General features: G+C 63.1%; 23 protein-coding genes and 1 tRNA gene. 15 read left to right on the top strand and 9 right to left on the bottom strand.

The window, feature by feature from the left end:
* The first annotated feature begins 80 nt into the window (after positions 1-80).
* From J2D73_RS07555 to gltA, 4 genes are all read left to right on the top strand, one after another.
* The gene (locus tag J2D73_RS07555; protein ID WP_207880998.1) at positions 81-878 is read left to right on the top strand and encodes a metallophosphoesterase; all 798 of its coding nucleotides are present in this window, start codon (positions 81-83) and stop codon (positions 876-878) included.
* Between the two features lie 126 nt (positions 879-1,004).
* Entirely contained in the window at positions 1,005-1,379 is a 375-nt protein-coding gene (locus J2D73_RS07550; protein ID WP_207880997.1) for a chorismate mutase, read from the top strand.
* Positions 1,376-1,912, top strand: coding sequence for a SixA phosphatase family protein (locus J2D73_RS07545; protein ID WP_341535048.1), 537 nt, complete (start codon positions 1,376-1,378; stop codon positions 1,910-1,912). The genes J2D73_RS07550 and J2D73_RS07545 overlap by 4 nt, the downstream gene beginning before the upstream one ends.
* A gap of 154 nt (positions 1,913-2,066) precedes the next feature.
* Entirely contained in the window at positions 2,067-3,380 is a 1,314-nt protein-coding gene (gltA, locus tag J2D73_RS07540) for a citrate synthase (RefSeq protein ID WP_207880996.1), read from the top strand.
* 500 nt (positions 3,381-3,880) lie between these two features.
* On the opposite strand, the gene J2D73_RS07535 is transcribed toward gltA, so the two are convergent.
* Positions 3,881-4,120: a hypothetical protein gene (locus tag J2D73_RS07535; RefSeq protein ID WP_026396699.1), complete on the bottom strand. Its 240-nt coding sequence runs from the start codon at positions 4,118-4,120 to the stop codon at positions 3,881-3,883.
* Positions 4,121-4,238: 118 nt separating this feature from the next.
* Positions 4,239-5,189, bottom strand: coding sequence for an ELM1/GtrOC1 family putative glycosyltransferase (locus tag J2D73_RS07530; protein ID WP_207880995.1), 951 nt, complete (start codon positions 5,187-5,189; stop codon positions 4,239-4,241).
* Between the two features lie 126 nt (positions 5,190-5,315).
* Between J2D73_RS07530 and J2D73_RS07525 the strand changes: the two genes are divergently transcribed.
* Both J2D73_RS07525 and J2D73_RS07520 read left to right on the top strand, forming a co-directional pair.
* Complete coding sequence (locus tag J2D73_RS07525) at positions 5,316-6,071, top strand: orotate phosphoribosyltransferase (RefSeq protein ID WP_207880994.1); 756 nt, start codon at positions 5,316-5,318, stop codon at positions 6,069-6,071.
* Positions 6,072-6,127: 56 nt separating this feature from the next.
* On the top strand, positions 6,128-7,054 hold the full coding sequence (locus J2D73_RS07520) for a glutamate racemase (protein WP_207880993.1): 927 nt from the start codon (positions 6,128-6,130) through the stop codon (positions 7,052-7,054).
* 507 nt (positions 7,055-7,561) lie between these two features.
* Here the strand turns inward: J2D73_RS07520 and J2D73_RS07515 are convergent.
* Entirely contained in the window at positions 7,562-8,617 is a 1,056-nt protein-coding gene (locus J2D73_RS07515; RefSeq protein WP_207881132.1) for a polyprenyl synthetase family protein, read from the bottom strand.
* Between the two features lie 166 nt (positions 8,618-8,783).
* Between J2D73_RS07515 and J2D73_RS07510 the strand changes: the two genes are divergently transcribed.
* Positions 8,784-9,740 carry a tRNA1(Val) (adenine(37)-N6)-methyltransferase gene (locus J2D73_RS07510; protein WP_243429765.1) on the top strand — a complete coding sequence of 319 codons (957 nt, stop codon included), beginning with the start codon at positions 8,784-8,786 and terminating at the stop codon, positions 9,738-9,740.
* A 173-nt stretch (positions 9,741-9,913) separates the two neighbouring features.
* Positions 9,914-10,471, top strand: a complete 558-nt coding sequence (locus tag J2D73_RS07505; RefSeq protein ID WP_207880992.1) for a Dps family protein — start codon at positions 9,914-9,916, stop codon at positions 10,469-10,471.
* A 102-nt stretch (positions 10,472-10,573) separates the two neighbouring features.
* On the opposite strand, the gene J2D73_RS07500 is transcribed toward J2D73_RS07505, so the two are convergent.
* The 3 genes from J2D73_RS07500 to J2D73_RS07490 form a co-directional block, all read right to left on the bottom strand.
* Positions 10,574-11,284, bottom strand: a complete 711-nt coding sequence (locus J2D73_RS07500) for a tetratricopeptide repeat protein (protein WP_341535054.1) — start codon at positions 11,282-11,284, stop codon at positions 10,574-10,576.
* Positions 11,285-11,304: 20 nt separating this feature from the next.
* Positions 11,305-11,430, bottom strand: coding sequence for a type B 50S ribosomal protein L36 (gene ykgO / locus J2D73_RS07495; RefSeq protein ID WP_025886195.1), 126 nt, complete (start codon positions 11,428-11,430; stop codon positions 11,305-11,307).
* Positions 11,431-11,568: 138 nt separating this feature from the next.
* On the bottom strand, positions 11,569-12,558 hold the full coding sequence (locus tag J2D73_RS07490) for a hydrogen peroxide-inducible genes activator (RefSeq protein ID WP_207880991.1): 990 nt from the start codon (positions 12,556-12,558) through the stop codon (positions 11,569-11,571).
* 475 nt (positions 12,559-13,033) lie between these two features.
* Here J2D73_RS07490 and J2D73_RS07485 point away from each other — a divergent pair, with 475 nt between their 5' ends.
* Positions 13,034-13,576 carry a peroxiredoxin gene (locus J2D73_RS07485; protein WP_207880990.1) on the top strand — a complete coding sequence of 181 codons (543 nt, stop codon included), beginning with the start codon at positions 13,034-13,036 and terminating at the stop codon, positions 13,574-13,576.
* 210 nt (positions 13,577-13,786) lie between these two features.
* Positions 13,787-14,317, top strand: a complete 531-nt coding sequence (locus J2D73_RS07480; RefSeq protein ID WP_207880989.1) for a carboxymuconolactone decarboxylase family protein — start codon at positions 13,787-13,789, stop codon at positions 14,315-14,317.
* A gap of 27 nt (positions 14,318-14,344) precedes the next feature.
* On the opposite strand, the gene J2D73_RS07475 is transcribed toward J2D73_RS07480, so the two are convergent.
* Positions 14,345-15,079 carry a retropepsin-like aspartic protease family protein gene (locus J2D73_RS07475; protein ID WP_243429774.1) on the bottom strand — a complete coding sequence of 245 codons (735 nt, stop codon included), beginning with the start codon at positions 15,077-15,079 and terminating at the stop codon, positions 14,345-14,347.
* Between J2D73_RS07475 and J2D73_RS20710 the strand changes: the two genes are divergently transcribed.
* The 5 genes from J2D73_RS20710 (at position 15,024) to J2D73_RS07455 (ending at position 20,078) form a co-directional block, all read left to right on the top strand.
* The gene (locus tag J2D73_RS20710; RefSeq protein WP_243429792.1) at positions 15,024-15,167 is read left to right on the top strand and encodes a hypothetical protein; all 144 of its coding nucleotides are present in this window, start codon (positions 15,024-15,026) and stop codon (positions 15,165-15,167) included. The genes J2D73_RS07475 and J2D73_RS20710 overlap by 56 nt on opposite strands.
* A 363-nt stretch (positions 15,168-15,530) precedes the next feature.
* Positions 15,531-16,823, top strand: a complete 1,293-nt coding sequence (locus J2D73_RS07470) for an NAD(P)/FAD-dependent oxidoreductase (protein ID WP_207880987.1) — start codon at positions 15,531-15,533, stop codon at positions 16,821-16,823.
* 337 nt (positions 16,824-17,160) lie between these two features.
* Positions 17,161-18,705: an L-piperidine-6-carboxylate dehydrogenase gene (amaB, locus tag J2D73_RS07465; protein ID WP_207880986.1), complete on the top strand. Its 1,545-nt coding sequence runs from the start codon at positions 17,161-17,163 to the stop codon at positions 18,703-18,705.
* A 261-nt stretch (positions 18,706-18,966) separates the two neighbouring features.
* Positions 18,967-19,881 (top strand): delta(1)-pyrroline-2-carboxylate reductase family protein, encoded by a 915-nt coding sequence (locus tag J2D73_RS07460; RefSeq protein ID WP_341535047.1) that lies wholly within the window; start codon positions 18,967-18,969, stop codon positions 19,879-19,881.
* Positions 19,882-20,001: 120 nt separating this feature from the next.
* Positions 20,002-20,078, top strand: a tRNA-Asp gene (locus J2D73_RS07455).
* Between the two features lie 447 nt (positions 20,079-20,525).
* Here the strand turns inward: J2D73_RS07455 and hflX are convergent.
* The gene (hflX, locus tag J2D73_RS07450; RefSeq protein ID WP_243429763.1) at positions 20,526-21,857 is read right to left on the bottom strand and encodes a GTPase HflX; all 1,332 of its coding nucleotides are present in this window, start codon (positions 21,855-21,857) and stop codon (positions 20,526-20,528) included.
* Complete coding sequence (hfq, locus tag J2D73_RS07445; protein ID WP_207880984.1) at positions 21,838-22,143, bottom strand: RNA chaperone Hfq; 306 nt, start codon at positions 22,141-22,143, stop codon at positions 21,838-21,840. The genes hflX and hfq overlap by 20 nt, the downstream gene beginning before the upstream one ends.
* Positions 22,144-22,477 lie beyond the last annotated feature (334 nt).

Here is a 22,477-nt window from a genome sequence, read left to right as displayed (position 1 = left end):
TAACCCGCGAACCGTCTTTAGGGGCTGCCGTTGGAATAATACCGGCTTATATCCATAGGCTAGGAGGCGGTGGGCAAACGATGAGTGAAAGCAGTTCATTCGCGCGACTAATCGCCGGCCGCCCCGTGCGGGTGGTGGGGGACGTGCACGGCGATATAGCCGCCTTCCGCCATGCGACGGCGACGGATCGGTTCGTCGTGCAGCTTGGCGATCTGGTGGATTACGGCCCCGACAGTGCTGGCGCGCTGAGGCTCATGGCGTCCGTTATAGAGGAGCGTCGGGGCGTCTTCGTGCTCGGCAATCATGATCGCAAGCTGGGCCGGGCTCTGCTCGGGCGTAAACTGCGGCGCGATCCTGTCGTCGAAGCCACTCTCGCCCAAATCACCCGCCCTGAAAACGCGGACGTGCTGGATATCGTCGTCCCAATGCTGTCCGCTGCGCCCACATGGTTGCGGCTTGGCCGCCGCGTCTTCGTACACGGCGCCTTCCACACACGCATGCTCGTCGAGGATGCGCCCGGCGGTCTCGACGGCGTCACGCCGGTCCTCTCACGCGCGATGTTCGGAGAAGTGGTGGGACGCACTCAGGCGGACGGCTACCCGGAGCGGCGCCTGAACTGGGTGGACCACATTCCCGCCGGATACACTGTCTATTGTGGCCACGACCGTCGCTCTACAGATGGACGCCCCTGGGTGAAGCACGGACGAAACGGCGGAACCGCCGTATTCGTGGATACCGGCGCTGGCAAAGGCGGGCATCTCGCGTGGATCGACCTGCCTGCGGAAGATCCCCACACCCCTGACTATCCCGCGCCGGAACCCTACTTCGACCACGGCTCTCCGCGCGATTCCCACGGCGCCGCGCCACAAGGATTCTGATGCGTGGCGCTGGGTCGTCGGCTTTGACAGAAGGCTTGTCCGCGTGATGAATGGGCAGGCGTTTCCGACCGCCTTTTCGGCACGGGAAATGCGCCGTTTTTCACGTTTCAAGAACACGGGGCAGGTGTGACCGCGACGACAAACGAGCCAACCGGCGCCGGATTTTCGGATGGGGCGGACGCCGCCGCCAGACTCGCCGAACTGCGACAGAGCATCGACAATATCGACACCGCGCTGATCTCGATCCTCGCGGAGCGGTTCCGCTGCACGCAGGCGGTCGGCGAATTGAAAGCCCGGAGCAGCATGCCGGCCGCCGACCCGGCGCGAGAAGCGCGGCAGATCGAGCGGTTACGCACGCTTGCCGCCAGTTCCCGACTGGATCCGGATTTCGCGGAGAAATTCCTGAACTTCATCATTCGTGAGGTCATACGCCACCACGAAGCCATCGCCCGAGACCGAAATCAGGGACAGGCTTTGTCTGGAGCAGGCGAGGCGCCGTGAAACCCGTCGCCCATCGTCTGCTGCTCCTGCGCCATGCCGAGGCCGCGCCGCCCGAAGGCGGCGATCTCGGACGCGACGCCGATCTGGCGCGCCCCCTGACGGCCGCAGGCCACCAGATCGCCCGGCAACGCGGCGAAAGCATGCGCCGCGCCGGGCTTATCCCGGATCTGGTGCTCTGCAGTCCGGCGCTGCGCACCAGACAGACCTATGCAGGATTGCTGCCCTTCGGGCGCAATGCCCGGCCAGAGATCAGAATCGAGCCGACGCTCTACCTCGCCGCGCCCGACGAACTGCTGGCCCGTTTACGAGCCATCCGCGACTCCGTTCATACGATCCTGCTCGTCGGCCACAATCCTGGCCTCCCGGCTCTCGCGCGTTATCTCAACGGCGTGGAGGCGGCGCTGGATTCCGATTTTGCGCTCGCGACCCTGGCCACCTTCCGCGTAGAGGCGGAGGAGCGGGAATCAATCGCGTTGGCATGGGCCGGATTGGGACCGAAGACGTCCTGGCTGGAATCGTTCTCGCAAAGTTGAGCCGAAAAACGCTCTCAGAGGCCTGCCTCGCAACAAGGTGAGCTACTGAGCGCCCGTCTTCGACTTCCTGTTTTATCTCTGATCGGGGAAAACCGGGGGGAGCGTCACCAACCGTACAACCGGTTGGTGGCAGGATCGTTGCAGGAGTATCACCATGAGCGCGTCGCAGACCGGGGTGACGGGACAACCCGCCACAATCACGCTTGGAAACAAAACAGCCGAATTGCCGGTTCTTACGGGCGTTCTTGGACCGGATGTCGTCGATATCCGCCGCATTACCGCCGATCTGGGCGTCTTCACATTCGATCCGGGTTACGGCGAGACCGCTTCCTGCGAGAGCAAGATCACGTTCATCGACGGTGATGAAGGCGTTCTCCTGCATCGCGGATATCCGATCGAGCAGCTCGCCACCGAAGCGACCTTCCCCGAGCTTGTGTATCTGCTGCTGAACGGCGAACTGCCGAACAAGGCGGAATACGCCGCGTTCGTCAGCACCCTGACCAACCACACGCTGCTGCACGAGCAGATCCGCAATTTCTTCAACGGCTATCGCCGCGACGCCCATCCGATGGCGATCCTGTGCGGCACGGTCGGCGCGCTTGCCGCGTTCTACCCTGACGCCAACGATATTTCGAAGCCGGAGAACCGCGAACTGGCCGCTATGCGCCTGATCGCGAAGATCCCGACCATCGCCGCATGGGCATACAAATACACAATTGGCGAAGCCTTCGTTTATCCGCGCAACGACCTCAGCTACGCGGAAAACTTCCTGTCGATGATGTTCGCGCGCCCCTCGGAGCCGTACACGATCAATCCGGTTCTGGCGCGCGCCATGGATCGCATCCTGATCCTGCATGCCGATCACGAGCAGAACGCCTCGACCTCCACCGTGCGTATGGCCGGATCGACGGGAGCCAACCCGTTCGCCTGTATCGCCGCGGGCGTCGCAGCTCTGTGGGGGCCCGCTCATGGCGGCGCGAACGAGGCGGTGCTGAAGATGCTCGCCCAGATCGGTTCGAAGGAGAACATCCCTGACTTCATCGAAAAGGTGAAAGACAAGAACAGCGGCGTGAAGCTGATGGGCTTCGGGCACCGCGTCTACAAGAACTTCGACCCGCGCGCGAAGATCATGCAGGCGACCTGCCACGAGGTTCTGACCGAACTTGGCATCACCGACGATCCGCTGCTGGAACTGGCGGTCGAGCTGGAAAATATCGCCCTGCATGACGAATACTTCGTCAAGCGCAAGCTCTACCCGAACGTCGATTTCTATTCAGGCATCATCCTGAAGGCGATGGGCATCCCGACCTCGATGTTCACCGTTCTCTTCGCCGTCGCGCGCACCACCGGCTGGGTCAGCCAGTGGAAGGAAATGATCGAGGAGCCCGGCCAGCGCATCAGCCGCCCTCGTCAGCTCTATCTTGGCGCTGGACGTCGGGATTACGTCCCTGTCGAGAAGCGCGGCTGATCGTTGCCCCTGCCCGTCCGCCCTAAAAGGCTGGCGGGACCGCTTTTCAGACAAGGCGCGCCGGTTACGGGCGCGCCTTTCGCGTTTATGGCGCATGTTCTGGAGGCGGCCATCTTACTTTGGAACATGCGAAGGGCCTACACACCTCCATAAAGTCCATTCGGGCTCAGTTGGTCCGGGCATAGCTTTCCTTGGCGCGCTCGTTGCTGGCGGATGGAGATGCTTCACTAAAAAGGCAGCTGAGCACCGCCGTTGAACTGGCGTCTTTTGACGGCGCCCCGCCCTGACCCCTGACCCCTGACCCCCAGCAGGCGAACTCCATTCGCTCCATCGCCTGACAAGTCGGGCGCCAAGAGAACGCGCCATCTTCGTGTGGTCCAGCGAAAGCCGTAGAAAGTCCGCCCCGCTCACCCTACGGGAGCCCCAGTGCGTAATCGGCAAAAAAAGCGCGACGGGCCGAAGCCCGCCGCGCCAAAGCGCTCCCAAAAGGGACTCGCCGATCAGGGGCAGTCGCACCCGTTGGTCTGGCCCGGAGCCTGCCGGACGATATGGTGGTCTATCCACTCTGACACCAGACGGCGGGCCTCGTTCACCGAAGCCTCGGGATGGTGGATACGATAGAGGGTCGTACAGGCATTGAACGCCGAGACCTCATTAATTCCCACCACTTTCAGCTCCTGATAGGCGGTGATCACTGCGCGCTCGCACTTGCGGGCAATCCGGCTGGTTTCAACGACCACGGAGCGAGTCCTTAAACTGAGAATTAATTGCAACTTACGTCAGTTTAATGGAAATGCTTCGTCGGGCGCAAGTCTCTTGAAGTATGGCAACCGCGTGCCGCGTGCATGCCCGGCGCGCTCAGAGCCCAAAGCGCTGACGAAGAAACGCCGCAGCTCGCCCGGCTTCGTCCAGCGGTTGCCTGGGCCAAGGCGAAAATCCTTCGTCCAGCACCCGCACATAATCGGCGGCTATCAAATTTTTGACGATTGCGTTACGGGTGCCAAACAGCCCCGGCGCTTCCCCGACGAACACGGGAAGATCGCTTGCCGCCGCATCGACAAGCGTCGCGGGCCTCCCGCAGAACACGACCACGGCGTCGGAGCAGGCCATGAAGCCCAGCGTCGGATCGTCGTCCGGCTCCCCATGCCGCCAGACGAGATTGAAGCAGGAACCAAGTCCTGCGACGAACGAGTCGGCGACCTCCCGCGAGACCCCATCCGCGACGGAAAGGAGGACCGAGCCATAATGGTCCTGCACCATGAGAGCGAGGCGCCGCGCGCTTTCATTAGCCAGCGACGGGGTCATATGCGCGCCTGAATCCAGAACGGCGGCGATCCTCGGTTCCGGCAAATGGTCGAGGCGCTCGCTCCAGAGACGGCGAGCCCGGTCGAACAGCATCGGCGACACCGGAGTCAGCGGGCCAAAGACCGACATCACGCGATCATCCCGCAGGTCGCGCGGGCGAACGGACGGCACGATCGTCATATCGAAGGGCCTGCCGCGCGTGACCCGCGCGAACTGGCTTGCGCAATGGACGACCGGCGCGTCGAAACGCCTCCCCAGGGTGAGGCCGGCCAGACCGCCATTGACCCCTGACGTCAGAATGAGATGCGGCGGCTGTCCATCCGCTTCGGCCGTGGCCACATCGCGCACGCGCCGAAAAGAGTTGCCGAGCCTTCCCGCCAGAGCGTGAGCCTGCCCCACCTGCCCCGCGCGAACGGTTTCGATCACCCAGATTGCGGCGTCGGGCGCAATATGTCTGGCCATGGCGGTCGGGCGGCTCGCCCTGGCTGAACCCTCTTTCTCCATCTCATCGGCGCTCCCGATCGCCAGCCTTACCCCTTTGAGCCGCGTTTCAAGGGCGCGGCGATGGATTTTCCGCCCATCTCCGTCTATGCCACGACGACGTCGGCAGGCGCGCGAGGATAGAGGGGCATGGGAAACATGATCGGACAGGAATCGGTTCTGGGCAATGACGCATCGGCTTGGGATCGCGACGCCGCTCTCACGACTGCGCGTCTTCTTCTTGAAATCAAGGCAGTCAATTTCCGACCCGAGGATCCTTATACACTAACCTCCGGCTGGAAATCCCCAGTCTACATCGATTGCCGCCGCATCATCTTCTTCCCGCGCGCCCGCGCCAAAATCGTCGAGCTGGGCGTCGAGAAAATCGGTCGCCATGTCGGCTACGAAAGCATCGACGCGGTGGTCGGCGGAGAAACGGCGGGAATTCCGTTCGCCGCATGGTTCGCCGACCGCATGATGACGCCTATGGCGTATGTCCGCAAAAAGCCGAAAGGTTTCGGGCGCAACGCCCAGATCGAGGGCGACGTGCCCGAAGGCATGCGCACCCTGCTGGTCGAAGATCTGACGACCGACGGCGCATCGAAGATCGGCTTCGCCAAGGCGCTTCGCGACGCCGGGGCGATCGTCCATCACACCTTCGTGGTCTTCTTCTACGGCGTGTTCCCCGGCGCCCATCGCACGTTGTCCGACATGGGCATCACGCTGCATTCGCTGTGCACCTGGTGGGACGTGCTGGAGGCTTGCGCCGAGCGTCCGTATTTCTCGGAAGAAGCCGCTACCGAAGTCCGGCGCTTCCTCGAAGATCCGTGCGCGTGGTCCGCGAAGCACGGCGGCGTCGGCAGCCTTGAGGAAGCCCTCGCGCTGAAGACTGCGCGCGACTCCTGACGTCACGGCGGCGCGCCCCGGCGCGCCGGTCTCAACCCTCGACGCCGCGCGACGCCATGGACGAACCTTCCATCTCCCTGCCCGACGATTTTTCGCGCTTTCGCGTGCTGGCGTTCGATTCCGGCATCGGGGGGCTCGGGATCGTCGCGGCCCTCCGCCACCGCCTGCCGGGCGCACGGATCGACTACCTCGCCGATAACGCCCTGTTTCCCTATGGAGAACAGGAAGACGAAACGCTGATCCGCCATATCGTGGCGCTTCTGAGCGACGCCGTGCGGCGCCTGAACCCCGACGTCGTAGTCGTCGCGTGCAACACCGCAAGCACGCTCGCGCTTGCCAGCCTGCGCGCCGCCTGCCCCACCATCCCGTTCGTCGGCTGCGTGCCGCCGATACGCTGGGCGGCGCGGTTGAGCCAAACCCGCGTCATCGGCCTTCTGGCGACACGCGCCACTGTGCGCAGACCCTACGTCGCCGCCCTGCGGGAGCAATACGCCCCGGACTGTGTTCTGATCGCGCACGGCGCGCGCCACCTTGCGGACATGGCCGAGCGGACGTTTCGGGGCGAAGCCGCCGACCCGGCTGTCATCGCCCGCGAACTGCGCGGCCTGTTCGAACAACAGAACGGAGACCGGATCGACGCAGTCGGCATAGGGTGCACGCACTACACGTTTTTGCTCGACGCCTTGCGGCAGGCGGCGCCGCCAGAGGTGACGTGGCTGGATCCTGCGGACGCTGTCGCCAGACGCACCGCTACGGTCCTGACAACCGAGTGCAGATCAGATGGCGCGAAACCAGAAGGCGGCGCTGAAGACGTGGGAGGAACAGGCCGGGCATGGTTCACCGCTCAGCCCGAGCGCCCCTCGTCGCTGACTCGCGGTCTCGCCAGCTGCGGCTATGCGGCAGTAGAAATCTGGCCTGCTCGGGACACGCGGGTTCGCTCCGAAAAGACCGAGAGCGAATCTCGGCCAAATGGGATCGTTTGAGGCGGTGCAGATGCTCGATTGAATAGGGATTCGAGCATTTCCTTTGAACCCATGCTCAGTGGAGGAATGCTGGAACCGCGGCCGTTTGCGTTGTTTCGCGGATGTGAAGCCAGTCTATTGGCGTGGCTGGGCCTTTTTCCGACTGGTTGATGTTCCATGACGGCGTTCAGTCTGACAGAAACGCTCGATTAAGCGCGGACTTCCGCACGGATCACGCGAAGCGCCTGACCGACAAGTACTCCTGAACCGACAAATCGCTAATTCGTGGGTGAATTAACCGCTGAACGGCGGCGAGCGCGCAAAGCCGCGCACGGCGACGAAGAATTGAGCCGCCTGGGCAAGAGTTGCGCTCGCCCTCTCCGCTTTCACCGAAGCAGATCAATTCGCCAGCGACTGCCGCCGCATGATCGATGGGTGATCGTCAGGAGCGTCCGAGCGAAATGCACTGCGGCATATCGCCCGTGAAATATCCAACAGCCAGACGACGGCGCCTGACTGTGAATCGGATTATCTGGAGCGAACGGCCGTATAGCGCGCGACGGCCACCAACAGGCCCGCCAGCTTATCGTCGCCGCCCGAGATACGGGCGCCTTCGAGCGCCTGACACGCCTTCTCCGCGTAATCGCGCGCGCGCGCCATCGTCACACCGATCGCGTCCGTTTTCGCGATAAGGTCGAGCGCCCGGTCGAGATCGGCGTCGACCTGCGACTCGTTGTCCTCGATCGTCTTGACCCAGAAAGCGCGCTCTTCTTCATTTCCAGCGTGATAGGCCGCCAGCACCGGAAGCGTGACCTTGCCTTCGCGGAAATCGTCGCCGACGGCCTTGCCCAGCACCGCCTGATCGGCCGCATAGTCCAGAGCGTCATCGACGAGTTGAAACGCCATGCCGAGATTGGCGCCGTAATCGCGCAAGGCTGCGCGCGCGTGCTCGTCCGCGCCAGCCACGACGGCGCCGGTTTCGCACGCGGCGGCGAACAGGGCCGCCGTCTTGCCATAAATGACCTGCAGATAGCGATCGACCGTGGTGGAAAGGTCGTTCTGGGTGGTCATCTGCATGACCTCGCCCTCTGCGAGAGTCGCCGACGCGGCAGAGAGAATCGCCATAACCGGTAGAGAACCGTCGGCGGTCAGAATCTGGAACGCGCGGGCGAACAGGAAATCTCCGACCAGAACCGAAGCCTTGTTGCCAAAGACCGCGTTGGCGCTGGCGAGGCCGCGCCGGAGCTGGCTGTTGTCGACGACGTCGTCATGCAGCAACGTCGCCGTGTGGATGAACTCCACACAGGCGGCGACGCCTACATGACGCATATCGTCGCCCTGAACGTCGTACCCGGCCAGACGGGCCGCAGCCAGCACCAGCAGAGGACGCAGCCGCTTGCCGCCAGCTGCGACCAGATGCGCAGCCAGTTGCGGAATCAAGGGGACTTCACTCTGCATCCGCGCGACGATCTCGCGGTTGCAAGCTTTCATATCCTCGGCAAGATAGTCGGCCAGCGCCCTCAGCGCCGTCTCTCCGTCATGGACGCCCTCTTGAGCAGTCGCCTCTTCTTCGCCAGAATTCATTGTATGTTTCGCGTCCTTTCCTTCTGTCGACGCGATCCCGGAGCCGGACTGGGTATCGACGGCGGGACTTCCGGCGCGATCAGTCGCAGAAGGATTGGCTGCAGCGCGCAAACGATTTTCTCCCGATGCAGGACGCCCGTTGGTGCAACCATATGAGCGGCGGTCAATGGACGGTCAAGCTGTGACCTCTTCGCCTTACCCCTCCGCCGGACCGCATCTGGCGCAGCGCGGCGAGCCGAACGCAGGCTCAGCCTCCGACGTGGGTCACGAGGCCTTCCCGGATGAAATATCCGATGGAACGCTCCTCGGCGGACGCGTGATCTATCGACAGTTCCGCCACGGCTATCGCACCGGGCTTGAACCTGTCCTGATGGCGGCGCTGACTCCCGCGCGGAATGGAGAGCGCGTTATCGAGGCGGGATGCGGCGCTGGCGCCGGGCTTTTATGTCTGACCGAGCGGATTCCCGACCTGACTGGCGTAGGTGTGGAAATCGATCCCGGCACTGCCGCCCTCGCCACCGCCAATTTTACCGCCAATGGTCGCTCGCGCCTGACGGCTATCGAAGAAGACATCCTCGCGTCGAGCCTGCCTGAACGCCTCGGCGCGATGGGGACGACCCGGTTCGACCATGCGCTCGCCAATCCGCCATGGTGGCGGCCCGACGCCACGGCGTCGTCCGAAACCCGTAGGGATCAGGCCCGACGAAGGCGACCCGACACGATTCCCGCCTGGGTGAACGCCCTCGCCCGTCTGTTGAAACCAAAGGGCTCGCTGACGCTCGCCCTGCCCGCCGAATTGCTGGCCCCCGCTCTGGCGGCGTGCGAGGCGCATGGAATAGGCAGCGTCGAGATCATCCCGTTATGGCCGGAGGCGGGAAAGGAAGCAAAGCTGACCCTTCTTCGCGGGCGGCTGGACGGGCGCGCGGGATCGCGGATGCTCGCTGGCCTCACGCTTCATCTTCCCGGCGGCGAGTTCACCGCTGACGCGCAGGCTGTTCTGCGCGAGGGACATGGATTGTATCAGGCGTCTTTCCGAACAACCGCCCGCACGGCGAGCGCCGCTGCAGTCGCACCCCAGCTGGCCTCAGCCACTTCTGAAAGAGATGAGACGGTCCGGAGCTGACGGCATGCTCAGTTACACGCGCCACGAATAACTGTCCTGCGTTGACATCAGTCTCGGGCGGGAGCCTCGTAACCGACGAGCGGCGACGCGCAAGCGCCGCAGGCTTCAGGTGAACGCCCTGAACACAGTCGCCCGCTACGGGCGGCTGCAGAAGATGCTCAAGGACCGCAAAAATGGCGAAAGCACAGACATCAAAGTCAAAGCCGGCCGCAGCGAAGGCGGCTCAAATTCATCACTTTCTGGGCACGCCCTCCGATCTTGGCGCTGAAAACGTCGAGAATATCTCGGCTTCTTTACGCGCATTGCTCGCAGACGTGTTCGCGCTCTACCTCAAGACGAAGAATTTTCACTGGCACATGAGCGGTCGCCATTTTCGCGACTACCACCTGTTGCTTGATGAGCAGAGCGATCAGATTTTCGCAATGACTGACCCGATCGCCGAGCGTGCGCGCAAGATCGGCGGGACCACGCTTCACTCCATCAGCGAAATATCGAAACTTCAGCGTATTTCTGACAACAATGCTGAATACGTTGATGCGCAGGATATGCTCGCAGAGCTGTGTCAGGACAACAAGCTGCTCACCACCGAAATGCGCGCCGTGCATGAACTGACCAGCGATGCTGGCGATTGCGCGACAACCAGCCTGCTGGAGAACTGGATCGACGAGACCGAGCGCCGCACATGGTTCCTCTTCGAAGCCTCGCGCAACACATCAGGGGCGAACGACTGACGTCCGGTGGCCGTATCCCGCTGCGCTTGCGCGGATACGGCCTGCCCCGCAGAGCGTCGCGCGGGTTCTCTATAGCGCTACGGCTCGCAACTGACAGAACCTTCAGGTCGGCCGACCGAACGCCTTCAGTTTCAGTTTGTCCTCACGCGCCGCGCCGCCCGGCATTTTCGGATCAAGCTCCAGAGCGCGCCGCCACGCTTTCAGCGCCGCCTGCCCGTCTCCGCGTTGTTCTTCGGTCGCCGCCAGAAGTTGCCAGGCGCCGACATCATCCGGGTCGTGTTGTAGCGCCACACCAAGATCGCCGATGGCGCCGTCGGTGTCGCCCGTGGCGAGACGCGCTTGCGCCCGCAGACGCCAGAGGATTTCAGCGTCCCCCTGCAACGCCAGCGCTGCACCAAGATCCTCGATGGCGTCTCCAGGCTTCTCTTGAGACAGTTCCCGATTGGCCCGCCGCAGCAACAGCATCGTGGCAGGCGCGAGGCCGTGGCTACGCATCTCTTCCAGTTGCGCCGCTATCGCCGTCGCCTCGGATTCGTCGTGCGCCTGCGCGAGAGCCTTCACCAACGCATCGCGACGGTCCGACGCCTTCGCAGACGGAGTCGCCGGTTTACCCGGCGGAGCGGGCGCATCCGTATGACCGCTGGCGTGCGGGGTCGGCGCAGGCGTCTGGGCTGCGGCATACCCGCACCACATTGTCAGCAGCAAGGCTGGCAGAAGCGCGCGCCCCGCCAGAGTCCGGGCCTCAGAACGCGAAAACCCGCCATACGGCTCTTTCAGGAGAGCCACATGGCGGGTCGACGTAATCCTGATCACCAAGGAAAAGGAAACCGGTATCAGCCCTGACGAGCCTTCATACGCGGGTTCTTCTTGTTGATGACGTAGACGCGCCCACGACGACGAACGACGCGGCAGTCCTTGTCGCGGATTTTCGCCGACTTGAGGCTGTTCCTGATCTTCATAACGGGTCTCTTTAATCAGCACGCCGTGAGGCGTCGTGAAACGGAAAGTGGAGCGACATAAGCAGCCCCCGCGCCAAAGTCAAACCCTGACTGCGGCCGAGCGCGCTTTTTTAGCGTGTAGCCGCCGGATAACAACGGCTATACGGCGGCCTCAAGCCCTTCTGCGGCGGTCGTCACAACCAGATCCCCCTCGGCCGAAACAGGCGTATCGCCGGGGGCTAGCGCACGCAACGCCTGGGCAAGCGCGTGGTAATCGGCTGCTCGGGGCGACTTGGCGCGCCAGCCGACGCCGATTGTCCGCCAGGCCTGCCCGCCTTCAATGGAACGCGCGACGACGCCCGTGCCATTCAAAACACCCGAATCGACCGCCATGCGCGGCAGCAACCCGACCCCCAGACCCTGCCCGATCATTCGCGCCAGAGTATGCAGGGAGGACGCCGTGTGCGCAGTCTCGCTCTCCTCGCCACTCCAGCTTCCGCCCTGACGACACACGTCGACAGTCTGCTCCCGAAGGCAATGCCCGTCCTCCAGCAGCACCATGTGCTCAGATTGCAGCCGGTCCAGCGGAACGTCCGCCATATTGATCGCGAACGGGTGTCCCGACGCCGCAGCAACCACGAACGGGTCGCGCCAGATCGGAATTGTCTCCAACCCGTCGCACATGCACGGCATGGCGAGAAGCAGGACGTCCAGCCGTCCCTTCGACAGCTTTTCCAGTAACCGCTCGGTCACGTCCTCGGTCAGCACGAGCTTCATGCCCGGGAACCGCTCCCGCAGGAGCGGGACGAGGCGGGGCAGCAGAAATGGCCCGATCGTCGGGATCACGCCCATGCGCATCGGGCCGTGCATGGGCGCACGCGCGGCCTGCGCAATCAGGGGAATCGCCTCCAGTGCGTCCAGCGCCACTCGTGCGCGACGGGCGACCTCGTCTCCCAGCGGGGTGAAGACCACACGCTTGCCGACATCTCTGTCGAGCAGCTGCGCGTCCATCTGACGTTCCAGCGCAAGCAATCCGGCGGAAAGGGTGGATTGCGTCACGGAACAGGCCGCCGCGGCGCGCCCGAAATGCCGCAGTTCCGCGAGTGCGATCAGGTATCGGAGTTGCTGGGGAGAGGGCAGCGCCTGCATGAAAACGCCTCCGGTGCGGCTCAGATATGAAAAAAGCGGTAGCAAACGAACAGAACCGGCCGCCAGACGATGACCCAGAAATCGGCTCTTACGTCTTTATGGACAAGAGTGCGCCGCACTCACTCTGTCTGGCGAGCGGAAGATGCATCCATCCTGCCTTATGACGTCAAAAGAACGGCCGGCGCGCTCGGTTGCCTAAGCTCCGGCGAAGACCTGTCGGCGCGGTGGCCGCAGCGCGCTCAATGGACCACGCCTTCGCACCAAGGCGGAAGCTTTCGAAAACACCGAAGCATCGGACGCAGGGACAAGCAGTTAGTACACCACAATGACGACACCGCGTCATCATCGAATATTTCAATCATCCTGAGATAAATTATTCATTGGCATGATCAGACAATCGCCGCCATAGATACGTCCAGAGCGCGGCGCCGTCCGGCGACGCGCCATGTGCCACTTCAAGCGCGAGGAGCGTTTCATGCTTACCGTAGGCGACAAGTTCCCCTCATTCGACCTGGCCTCCGTCCCCGGCGGTCCGGAAGGCCTGAAAGGCAATTTCGTTCAGATTTCCGACACGTCGGACGCTGGCAAGTGGAAAGTCGTGTTTTTCTGGCCGAAAGACTTCACCTTCGTCTGCCCGACCGAGATCGTGGCGTTCGGCAAGCTCCACAAGGAATTCGCCGACCGTGACGCAGTGGTCTACGGCGTGTCGATCGACAGCGAGTTCGTTCACCTAAACTGGCGCCTCCACCACGAGGACCTGAACAAGCTCGAGATTCCGATGCTCGCCGACATCAAGCGTGAGCTTTCGGAGCAGACCGGCGTTCTGGCGAAGGACGCGGGGGTCGCCCTGCGCGCCACGTTCGTCGTCGATCCGCAGGGCATCATCCGCCATGTGTCGGTCAACGACCTGTCGGTCGGCCGTAACCCGCAGGAAATCGTCCGCATTCTGGACGCGCTGCAGAGCGACGAGCTCTGCCCGTGCAACTGGAAGCAGGGCGACGACTTCCTGAAGGTCTGATTCCGCAAGGAAGACGACCGGCGACGAAGGGTCCCCCCGTCCTTCGTCGCCAACGCGCCGGCGCCCGCCCTGCGGCGTTGGCTACGGCGCGCCGAAGCGCCCTTGCCAGATCGGACGACCGGCGTCCGATGCGGCAAGGGCGATCAAACCCCTTCCCGTTACCTGTCGGCGCATACGCCGCCATCCGCCGCTATTCGGCAGGAGACCATCATGTCATTCGAAGCACTCAAGGACCGGATTCCCGATTACGCCAAGGACCTGCGTCTCAACCTCGGGACGCTCGCCAACGACGCCACGCTCTCCGCACAGCAACTGGCCGGCACGTTCGTGGCCAGCGCCATCGCCTCGCGCAACGACGAGTTCACGAAGGCGGTGATCGAGGAATTCGGCGCGAAGCTATCGCCTGAAGCACTGGCCGCGGCGAAATCCGCCGCCGCCATCATGGGCATGAACAACATCTATTACCGCTTCACCCATTTCATGGGCGGCGATTACGAAAACCTCCCGGCGAAGCTGCGGATGAGCGTGATCGGCAAGCCGGGCGTGGACAAGGTTGATTTCGAGCTCTGGTCGCTGGCCGTGTCCGCGATCAACGGGTGCGAAATGTGCGTGCGCAGCCACGAACGCGCCGTGCGCGAAGGCGGCCTGACCAGCGAGCAGGTTCAGACGGCCGCGCGCATCGCTGCGGTCGTGCACGCGGTGGCGGTCACTTTGGAAGCTTCCGCCGCCGCTGACGCCTGACGCCAGCACTCTCCGACAAGAGCGCCGCTATTTGGGCGGCGTTCCATCGACGGGAATGTCGTCGTTGCGGATGTACACGCGCCGATACCGGTAGGATATCATCACCGAGTTATGGCGCAGGAAATCGGCGCCCAATAAGGCGGTTGAGACCTCCATTGGAGCGATCATAAAAGTCGGGTTGGAGAAAATTTCTTTCCCAACTTGCAATGTCTGGAATTTATGGCGCCAGCCGTGTACCGCGTTCTGGTCCACACCGATTAACGACACCGCGCGATCAGCCGCCAGCATCGATTTCGTCACGCCCGCGCGCGCCGCGTCTTCGGGCAGAATCGTCGTGCCGGCCGCCCCGCTGTCGAGGATGGCGTCTACCGGCGCGCCGTTGATTTTCATGCTGATCTCGACATGGCGATCATTGTCGATAGTGAAGGGAACGGGGTCGAACTCCTTTTCCCACCGCTCTTTTTCGTCCGTACACTCATGCAGGCGATACAGATTGACTGTCAGATGGGGCAGTTCCAGCGCCACTGTGTAGTTGGAAAGAAAATCAGCTCCAAACAGACCCACAATCGGCACGCCCCCGATCGAGCCAAACTTCTGATCGGTCTGGATCATCTGGACGTTCCGCGCCGTCGCGGTTCCCATCCCGAGTTCCGCGATCGACATAACAGGGAACCTTGACATACCCCCTATCCCGGAACCCAGAGTCGTGGCTCCGGTATATGCCACATCGAACGCCCTGACGGACGAAGACACGCCCGACATGCCTGCGCCACTGTCGACAATCATGGCTGCGGGCTTGCCGTTGATCGTCACTTTTACGATCGGAACGCCTCTCGTGTTCAGAACCTGAAGCGGTCCGAGCCGCTCCACGCTGCACCCTTCGCCGCCATCCTCGCAGGCAGCCAGCCCGATGGCGACGCAACATAACGCCGTTCTGAAGAGAATCTTACGAATACGCGTTAAAGTTTCATCAGGGGAAACGTAAGCGCCGGTCTGGCCTGACTTCAAAACGCGTCTCCTGCGGCTTCCGAGGTTTCGGGCGTTGATCACCCAAATCCCGCATTGATAAGTTACACTTTGAAATAATCAATACGCACTGACAACCCCCTGGAACACGGCGACGCCACTATGAGACAAAAATAAGACGCTCTGGCGGCGTAATGAAAACCGTGTGATGCTGCTTCGGTTTTCAAAGTTTGGGACGGCCGCGCCGATGCAGACCGATTTACGCTCACACGGACTTTGGGAACGCACCGCGCCTCCCGCGCCCTACGCCGAGGCGCTGTATTCCACGATAGACACCGACGTCGTCATCATCGGCGCGGGTTACACAGGTCTGTCCGCCGCGCTGCATCTGGCGCAGGCGGGTTATGCGCCAGTGGTGGTCGAAGCCGCACAGATCGGTTTCGGCGGATCGGGGCGCAACGTCGGGCTGGTCAACGCCGGAATGTGGGTGAAACCTGAAGATTTCCCCGGCGTTCTGGGGCCGATCTACGGCCAGCGGCTCCTCACGATGCTCGGACAAGCGCCGGATCTGGTGTTCGACCTGATCTCGACGCACGCCATCGCCTGCGAGGCGACGCGCGTCGGCACATTGCATTGCGCGCCGGACGAGCGGGGGTTGTCCGATCTGGCGGAGCGGACGCGTCAGTGGGCGCGGTGGGGGGCACCGGTCAGCCTTCTCAACGCACAGGAGACGGCGCGGCTGATCGGGTCCTGCGACTACAAGGGCGCCTTGCTCGACCGGCGCGCGGGGACGGTGCAGCCTCTGGCCTATGCGCGCGGTCTCGCCGACGCCGCAATTGGCGCGGGCGCACGGATTTTCGTGAACTCTCCTGTCACCGGGATGATGCAATCGGGAGACCGGCACATCATAGACACGCCACGCGGACAGGTTCGCGCGGCGAAAGTCATCGTCGCGACCAACGCCTACAGCACCGGTCCATTCGCCGCGATCTCGGACTCTCTGGCGCCGTTGCCCTACTTCAACGTCGCAACCGCGCCTCTATCGCCGTCAATACGCGCCCGCATCCTGCCCGAAGGCCACGGAGCCTGGGACACGCGATCCGTGCTCAGTTCCTTTCGCATGGACGCCGCAGGGCGCCTCGTCTTCGGCAGCGTAGGCGGCCTGGGACGGTGGGACGCGGCTGTCCATCGCGACTGGGCGCGCCGCGAGGTGACTCGCCTGTACCCTCATCTCGCAGGCGTGGATTTCGAAACGGAGTGGTCCGGCTCCATCGGCGTGACCGCAACGCGGTTGCCGCGCCTGCACCGTCTGGCACCGGGCGTCGTCGCGATGGCCGGATACAACGGACGCGGCATTGCGCCGGGCACGACCTTCGGGCGCGTCCTTGCGGACATGACGGCCGGCCATACGCCAGACAGCGAACTTCCTTTGCCGGTCATGAATCTTCCGGAACCGGACGTGCTACGCGGATTGCGGGGGCTGGCCTATGCGGCAGGCTCCGGTCTCAGACATTTCGCTGGAGCCCGGCGTGCCCGGTAGGGCGCACTCCGTTTCGGCGCGATGTTTGAGCGGCGAAAGTCGGGCGCGGGGAGACCGCTGTCTTGAACCATCCGACTGAACCGGCGTGCGCCTACGCTTCTTGCGGACCTTATCCATAACGAGAGCTAAAACATCAGGGGTCGCCTCGCATCTCGGCCGCGGACTCTCATTTGCCCAGAAATATTCTGGCAAGATAGGCGACGCAGCCGGACTTAAACATTCCGGCCACCCAGCGTCCGTCACACTGCAACCACGCGCCAGACGCCGCCTGTGATGACGGCTCTGGACACAGTCGTCCCGTTTTCGTTTTGTCACGGGGAAACCCGGAGGAAAAACCATGTCCGACATCGCCTCGCTCGACCTCGCCACACAGACGCGCGATCTGCTCTCCGGCCTCGGGGTTGATGAGCGACGCCTCTCCGCGCAGGGCGCAGCGATCCCCGTCCGGTCTCCGGTCAACGGACAGATGCTCGGACATGTAGCCTCAGCTACAGCTGAAGAAACGAACGCCACAATCGAGCGCGCGCACGCCGCTTTCCTCGCATGGCGTCGCATTCCCGCGCCCCGGCGCGGCGAGCTTGTTCGACTGCTCGGCGAGGAACTGCGCGCCAACAAGGACGCTTTGGGACGGCTGGTCTCGATCGAGGTCGGCAAGTCGCCGTCCGAAGGGCTGGGCGAAGTGCAGGAAATGATCGACATCTGCGACTTCGCGGTCGGTCTGTCACGGCAACTCTGCGGCCTGACCATCGCTACGGAGCGCGCGGAGCATCGGATGATGGAGACATGGCATCCGATCGGCGTGGTCGGGATCATCTCCGCCTTCAACTTCCCTGTTGCGGTCTGGGCCTGGAATGCGGCGTTGGCTTTGGTCTGCGGCGATTCTGTCGTCTGGAAACCTTCGGAGAAGACGCCGCTGACCGCCATCGCGACGGACGCGATTCTCCGTCGCGCGATCAAGCGTTTCAACGCCAGCGGCGACGCAGCGCCGGACGGGTTGGCGGAGCTTGCGGTCGGCGGGCGGGAGACCGGCGCGGCGCTGGTGGCCCATCCGAGAGTCCCGCTGGTCTCGGCCACGGGGTCGACCGAAATGGGGCGCATCGTTGGACGTGAACTGGCGAGCCGCTTCGGACGGGCGATTCTCGAACTGGGCGGCAACAACGCGGCGATCGTCACGCCGTCCGCCGACCTCGATCTGGCGCTACGCGGAGTAGCCTTCGCGGCGATGGGCACGGCCGGGCAACGCTGCACCACGCTGCGCCGTCTGTTCGTCCATAGCAGCGTCTATGACGCTTTCGTGCCGCGGCTGAAGGCCGCGTTCTCTTCGGTCAGCGTTGGCAGCCCGCTGGATGGGCATCTTGTGGGGCCGTTGATCGACCACGCGGCACTGGAGCGTATGCAGGAGGCGCTGGCGGCGGCCATGGAGTTCGGCGCGACGGTGCATGGCGGAGAGCGGGTCGACGTCGGCGCCCCGCAGGCGTTCTACGCACGCCCCGCGCTGGTGGAGACGCCGGTGCACGACGGCCCTGTGCTGGACGAGACGTTCGCGCCGATTCTCTATGTATTGTCATACGACGATCTTGAAGACGCCATCGCGTTGCAGAACGACGTTCCGCAAGGTCTTTCCTCCGCCATCTTCACAACCGACCTGCGCGAGGCGGAGTTGTTCCTCAGCGCGCGCGGGTCGGATTGCGGCATCGCCAACGTGAATATCGGCACGTCAGGCGCGGAGATCGGCGGCGCGTTCGGCGGAGAGAAAGCGACCGGCGGCGGGCGGGAATCCGGTTCCGATTCGTGGAAAGGCTATATGCGGCGCGCGACCAACACGATCAATTACGGTCGTGACCTGCCGCTGGCGCAGGGCGTCACGTTCGACGTCGGCTAAGGCCGGTCATTCAGAACTCTCTGTCGGCGGAGCGCGGCGTGGCGCCTCGATTTCACTTACAGAGACGATTTTCGCAGACGGCGGCGCGACGTTTCCCGCGCCGCCTGCTGGCGTCGTTGAGGTAAACTCTCGGTTTTCACCCCTTCGTCCGGGCGTCGCGCTTTCCGATGCCTCGTCTGTCTATCGACGCGTTTCCGCCTGTCGTTTGAAGCACGGATTACCCCAGCGCCGATCCCTTTTCGCACCAGGAACACAAACACCGTGGATATACTCGACGCCGCTCAAACCGCCGCCCTTCTTCCATGGACTCCGTTGATCGAGACACTGGAGGCGACGATGCTGGATTACGCGGCGGGCAAAATCCTCTGCCCTGAACGGCAGACGCTTATGCCTCCGGGCCGTGAGGGCGTCATGCTGTCCATGCCCAGCGCGGCGGCCGACGTATTCTGCCACAAGCTGGTCACCGTCTATCCCGGCAACGCCGCACATAATCTGCCTGCGATTCACGGCGTAGTGACCTGCGGCGACGCCCGCGACGGCCGCACGATTTTGAGCCTCGACGGCCCGACCGTCACGGCGCGCCGGACAGCCGCCGTCACCTTCGTTGCAATCCGCCGTCTGTTGCCCGCCCCTCCGCGCTCCGTTTTACTGATTGGTACGGGCGTACAGGCGCAAGCGCATGTGGAAGGTCTCTTCACCCTGTGGCCGGATATTCGCGTAACCGCGCAAGGCCGCTCGGTTGAGCGAGAGCGCGCGCTTCGCGCGGCGACAGATTCGCGCGTCGCTCTTTCCCACGAAGCCGTAGAGCGCGGCCAGCAAGACGCCACGCATGACGCGGTCGTCATAGCGACCACGGCCCGAGAGCCTGTCTATGACCTTCCTGGCCGCGCAGGCGCTCTGGTGGTGGGATTGGGCGCCTTCCGACCGGACATGGCCGAGATTGGCCCTGCGACGCTTGAGAGCAGTGCGCTCTACGTGGACGACCCGCACGGCGCGCCTTCGGAAGCCGGAGACCTGATTCAGGCCGGGATCGACTGGAATCGCGTCCGTCCCCTCGCCTCTGCGCTTGCCGCCCCACCCGATTCCCGTGTGCCGGTCGTGTGCAAAACAGTCGGATGCGCCGCGTGGGATCTCGCGGCATGTCGCACGGCGCTTGGTTTTTCCGGCGCCCAGTAAGGGGGCGACCATGTTTCGGCGGCGTGTTGGAAAAATTTTTCCGACAGGTGTTGCCAGCGTCGAAATCCCCGCTATAAGTCGCGCCAACACGACGCCTCACCGAGGCGCTCGTTGAAAAAAGCGGGTGTAGCTCAGTTGGTTAGAGCGCCGGCCTGTCACGCCGGAGGTCGCGGGTTCGAGCCCCGTCACTCGCGCCACTTTCAAAAATCTATATCGATTAGAGACAGTGGCGTCATTTGACACCTGCATAAAAAATCCCGTTGCTCTTGGCGCGCGCACGTGTTCGCTGCCGCTATCGGCGCTTTCAGCACGCACATTGGAAATGATCGCCCGACCGCAGAAGCGATCGAGACAGGCTCTCTAGAGGCGCGCCGCCAGAGTCTGCCCCATTCACGGCATTTCGTGAATCTACTCCTCATCTGCATTGCTCAGCCCCGGCCCACTCGCGAATCAGGCGCGTTGCGGCCGGCAAATTCGACACAGATTCGTTTTTTAGCGAACATTCTGATCCGGTCAGGCGCTTCCTGATCGGACTGTGCTCGGCACGGAACTTCCAGAGCTACGGTTTCGAACCGTCCCTGCAGTGATCGCCTTGAGGCCGTGCGCCCCGCATGGACGAGACGCACGGCGACGATCACCCGATTTCAGGCTTCAGGCGCCTCTTCCATCGTGGCTAGCAACGAACGGAACTGAACCGCGAAGCGCGATTTATCGGCGTCGCGAAGACGCACGGTTATGAAGACTCTCTCCTCGCCGTCATCACGCTCCAGAACCTCGCCATGATCATAAAGCCACGCAATTGCGGCGCCCTCGTGAATCGGCAACCTGTAGCTGGCGACGACCATCGCGCTGGTCAGGCGCTCGTCGATGGCCTCCATCAATTCAGGCAGCCCATCGCCGGCCATGGCCGAAATCGGCACGATATCGTCCCGATACGGCAGAGCTCTGGGCTCGGCGAGCAAATCGACCTTGTTCAGCACCTCGATCACTCGCGACCGCCATTCGGCGTCCAGCATGCCGTCGCGCTCCATGCCGGTGAGCACGGAATGCACGTCCGATCGCTGCGCGGAGGAATCAGGGTGGGCGATGTCGCGTACATGCAAGATGATGTCCGCCTCCGCCACCTCCTCCAACGTAGCTCGGAACGCGGCGATCAGTTCGGTCGGCAGTTCGCTGATGAAGCCGACCGTATCCGACAGAATCACCCGCCGCCCTGACGGCAGTTCAATGCCGCGCATGGTCGGATCGAGCGTCGCGAAAAGCTGATCCCTCGCCATCACCGACGCGCCAGTAAGCGCGTTGAACAGCGTGGACTTTCCGGCGTTGGTGTAGCCCACCAGCGCCACGACCGGGAACGGCACACGTTTACGCGCGGAACGGTGCAGACCACGCGTGCGCCGCACCTGCTCAAGCTCGCGCTTCAGACGCACGATGCGGTCGCCGATCATCCGGCGATCAGCCTCGATCTGGGTTTCACCGGGACCGCCGAGGAAGCCGAAGCCGCCGCGTTGTCTCTCAAGATGGGTCCACAGGCGCACCAGCCGCGAGCGCTGGTACTCCAGATGCGCCAGTTCGACCTGCAGCGTTCCTTCCCGCGTCGCAGCGCGTGCGCCGAAAATATCCAGAATGAGCCCGGTGCGGTCGATGACCTTGCACCCGAGCGCCGTCTCCAGATTGCGTTGCTGGCCAGGGGAAAGACGTGCGTCGATCACAACGACGGCGACGCCCTTGTCCGCGACCGCTGCTTTGAGCGATTCGACCTGGCCACTGCCGAGCAACGTCGCCGGGCGACGCGCACGCAGCAGAAGCACCGCACTCAACACGACGACAAGACCGATGGAGGACGTCAGGCCGACCGCTTCGTCGAGCCGCGCTTCAGCGGCCCGAACGTCCTGATCTCTGTCTGGACGCTCCCACGGAAGAATGACGGCCGCCCGGGTGGCGGCCGGAGTGGTGTCAGTAGATGTCGTCGGCAAGGGTTTCGTCGTTCTCCACATGCGCCGCCGTGCCCGCCTGCGCCGCAATTCCGGTCGCGGTCTCCAATATGTTCACTGGCACCAGCGGCATGACCGTGCTGATGGCGTGTTTATAGACCAGCTGCGTATGGCCGTCGCGACGCAACAAAACGGTTTCTGCATCGAACCAGGTGATGACGCCCTGCAGCTTTACGCCGTTCACAAGAAAGATAGTGACTGGCGCCTTGCCGCGCCGGACATGCCCTAGAAACACATCCTGTACTGTCTGAGGTGCTGATTTTGCCACGTTGTTGTCCTGCGCTTTTCTTTTTTTTATTGTTGCGGCCGATTAATGTTGAACGCGCGGAGATTGTCGTATCCCCTTCCCCGAAACGGGCGCGCAAAATGTCAGTTTCACCATTAAAGCAGATTTACCGCCACTGGCGAGAGCGCTTTGCGATGCTTGCCCCGCGTAGCCCGCCGGGCTTCCTCACAAACACGATATATTTTTATTTAGACATGTCTCGTCCCGCGTTCCCTACGACGCGTCCGATCCGTGATCGACCAGCCGCGCCGGTTGATTTGTAACGAAAGGCGGCGGCGGAACCACCGGGTTTCCCGAAAAAAACACACCGTTGCTC

This window comes from Acetobacter sacchari, from assembly GCF_017377715.1.
Taxonomy (GTDB): domain Bacteria; phylum Pseudomonadota; class Alphaproteobacteria; order Acetobacterales; family Acetobacteraceae; genus Acetobacter; species Acetobacter sacchari.
The sequence above is the reverse complement of the archived record's forward strand: the minus strand, read 5'-3'. Positions and strand labels throughout refer to the sequence as shown.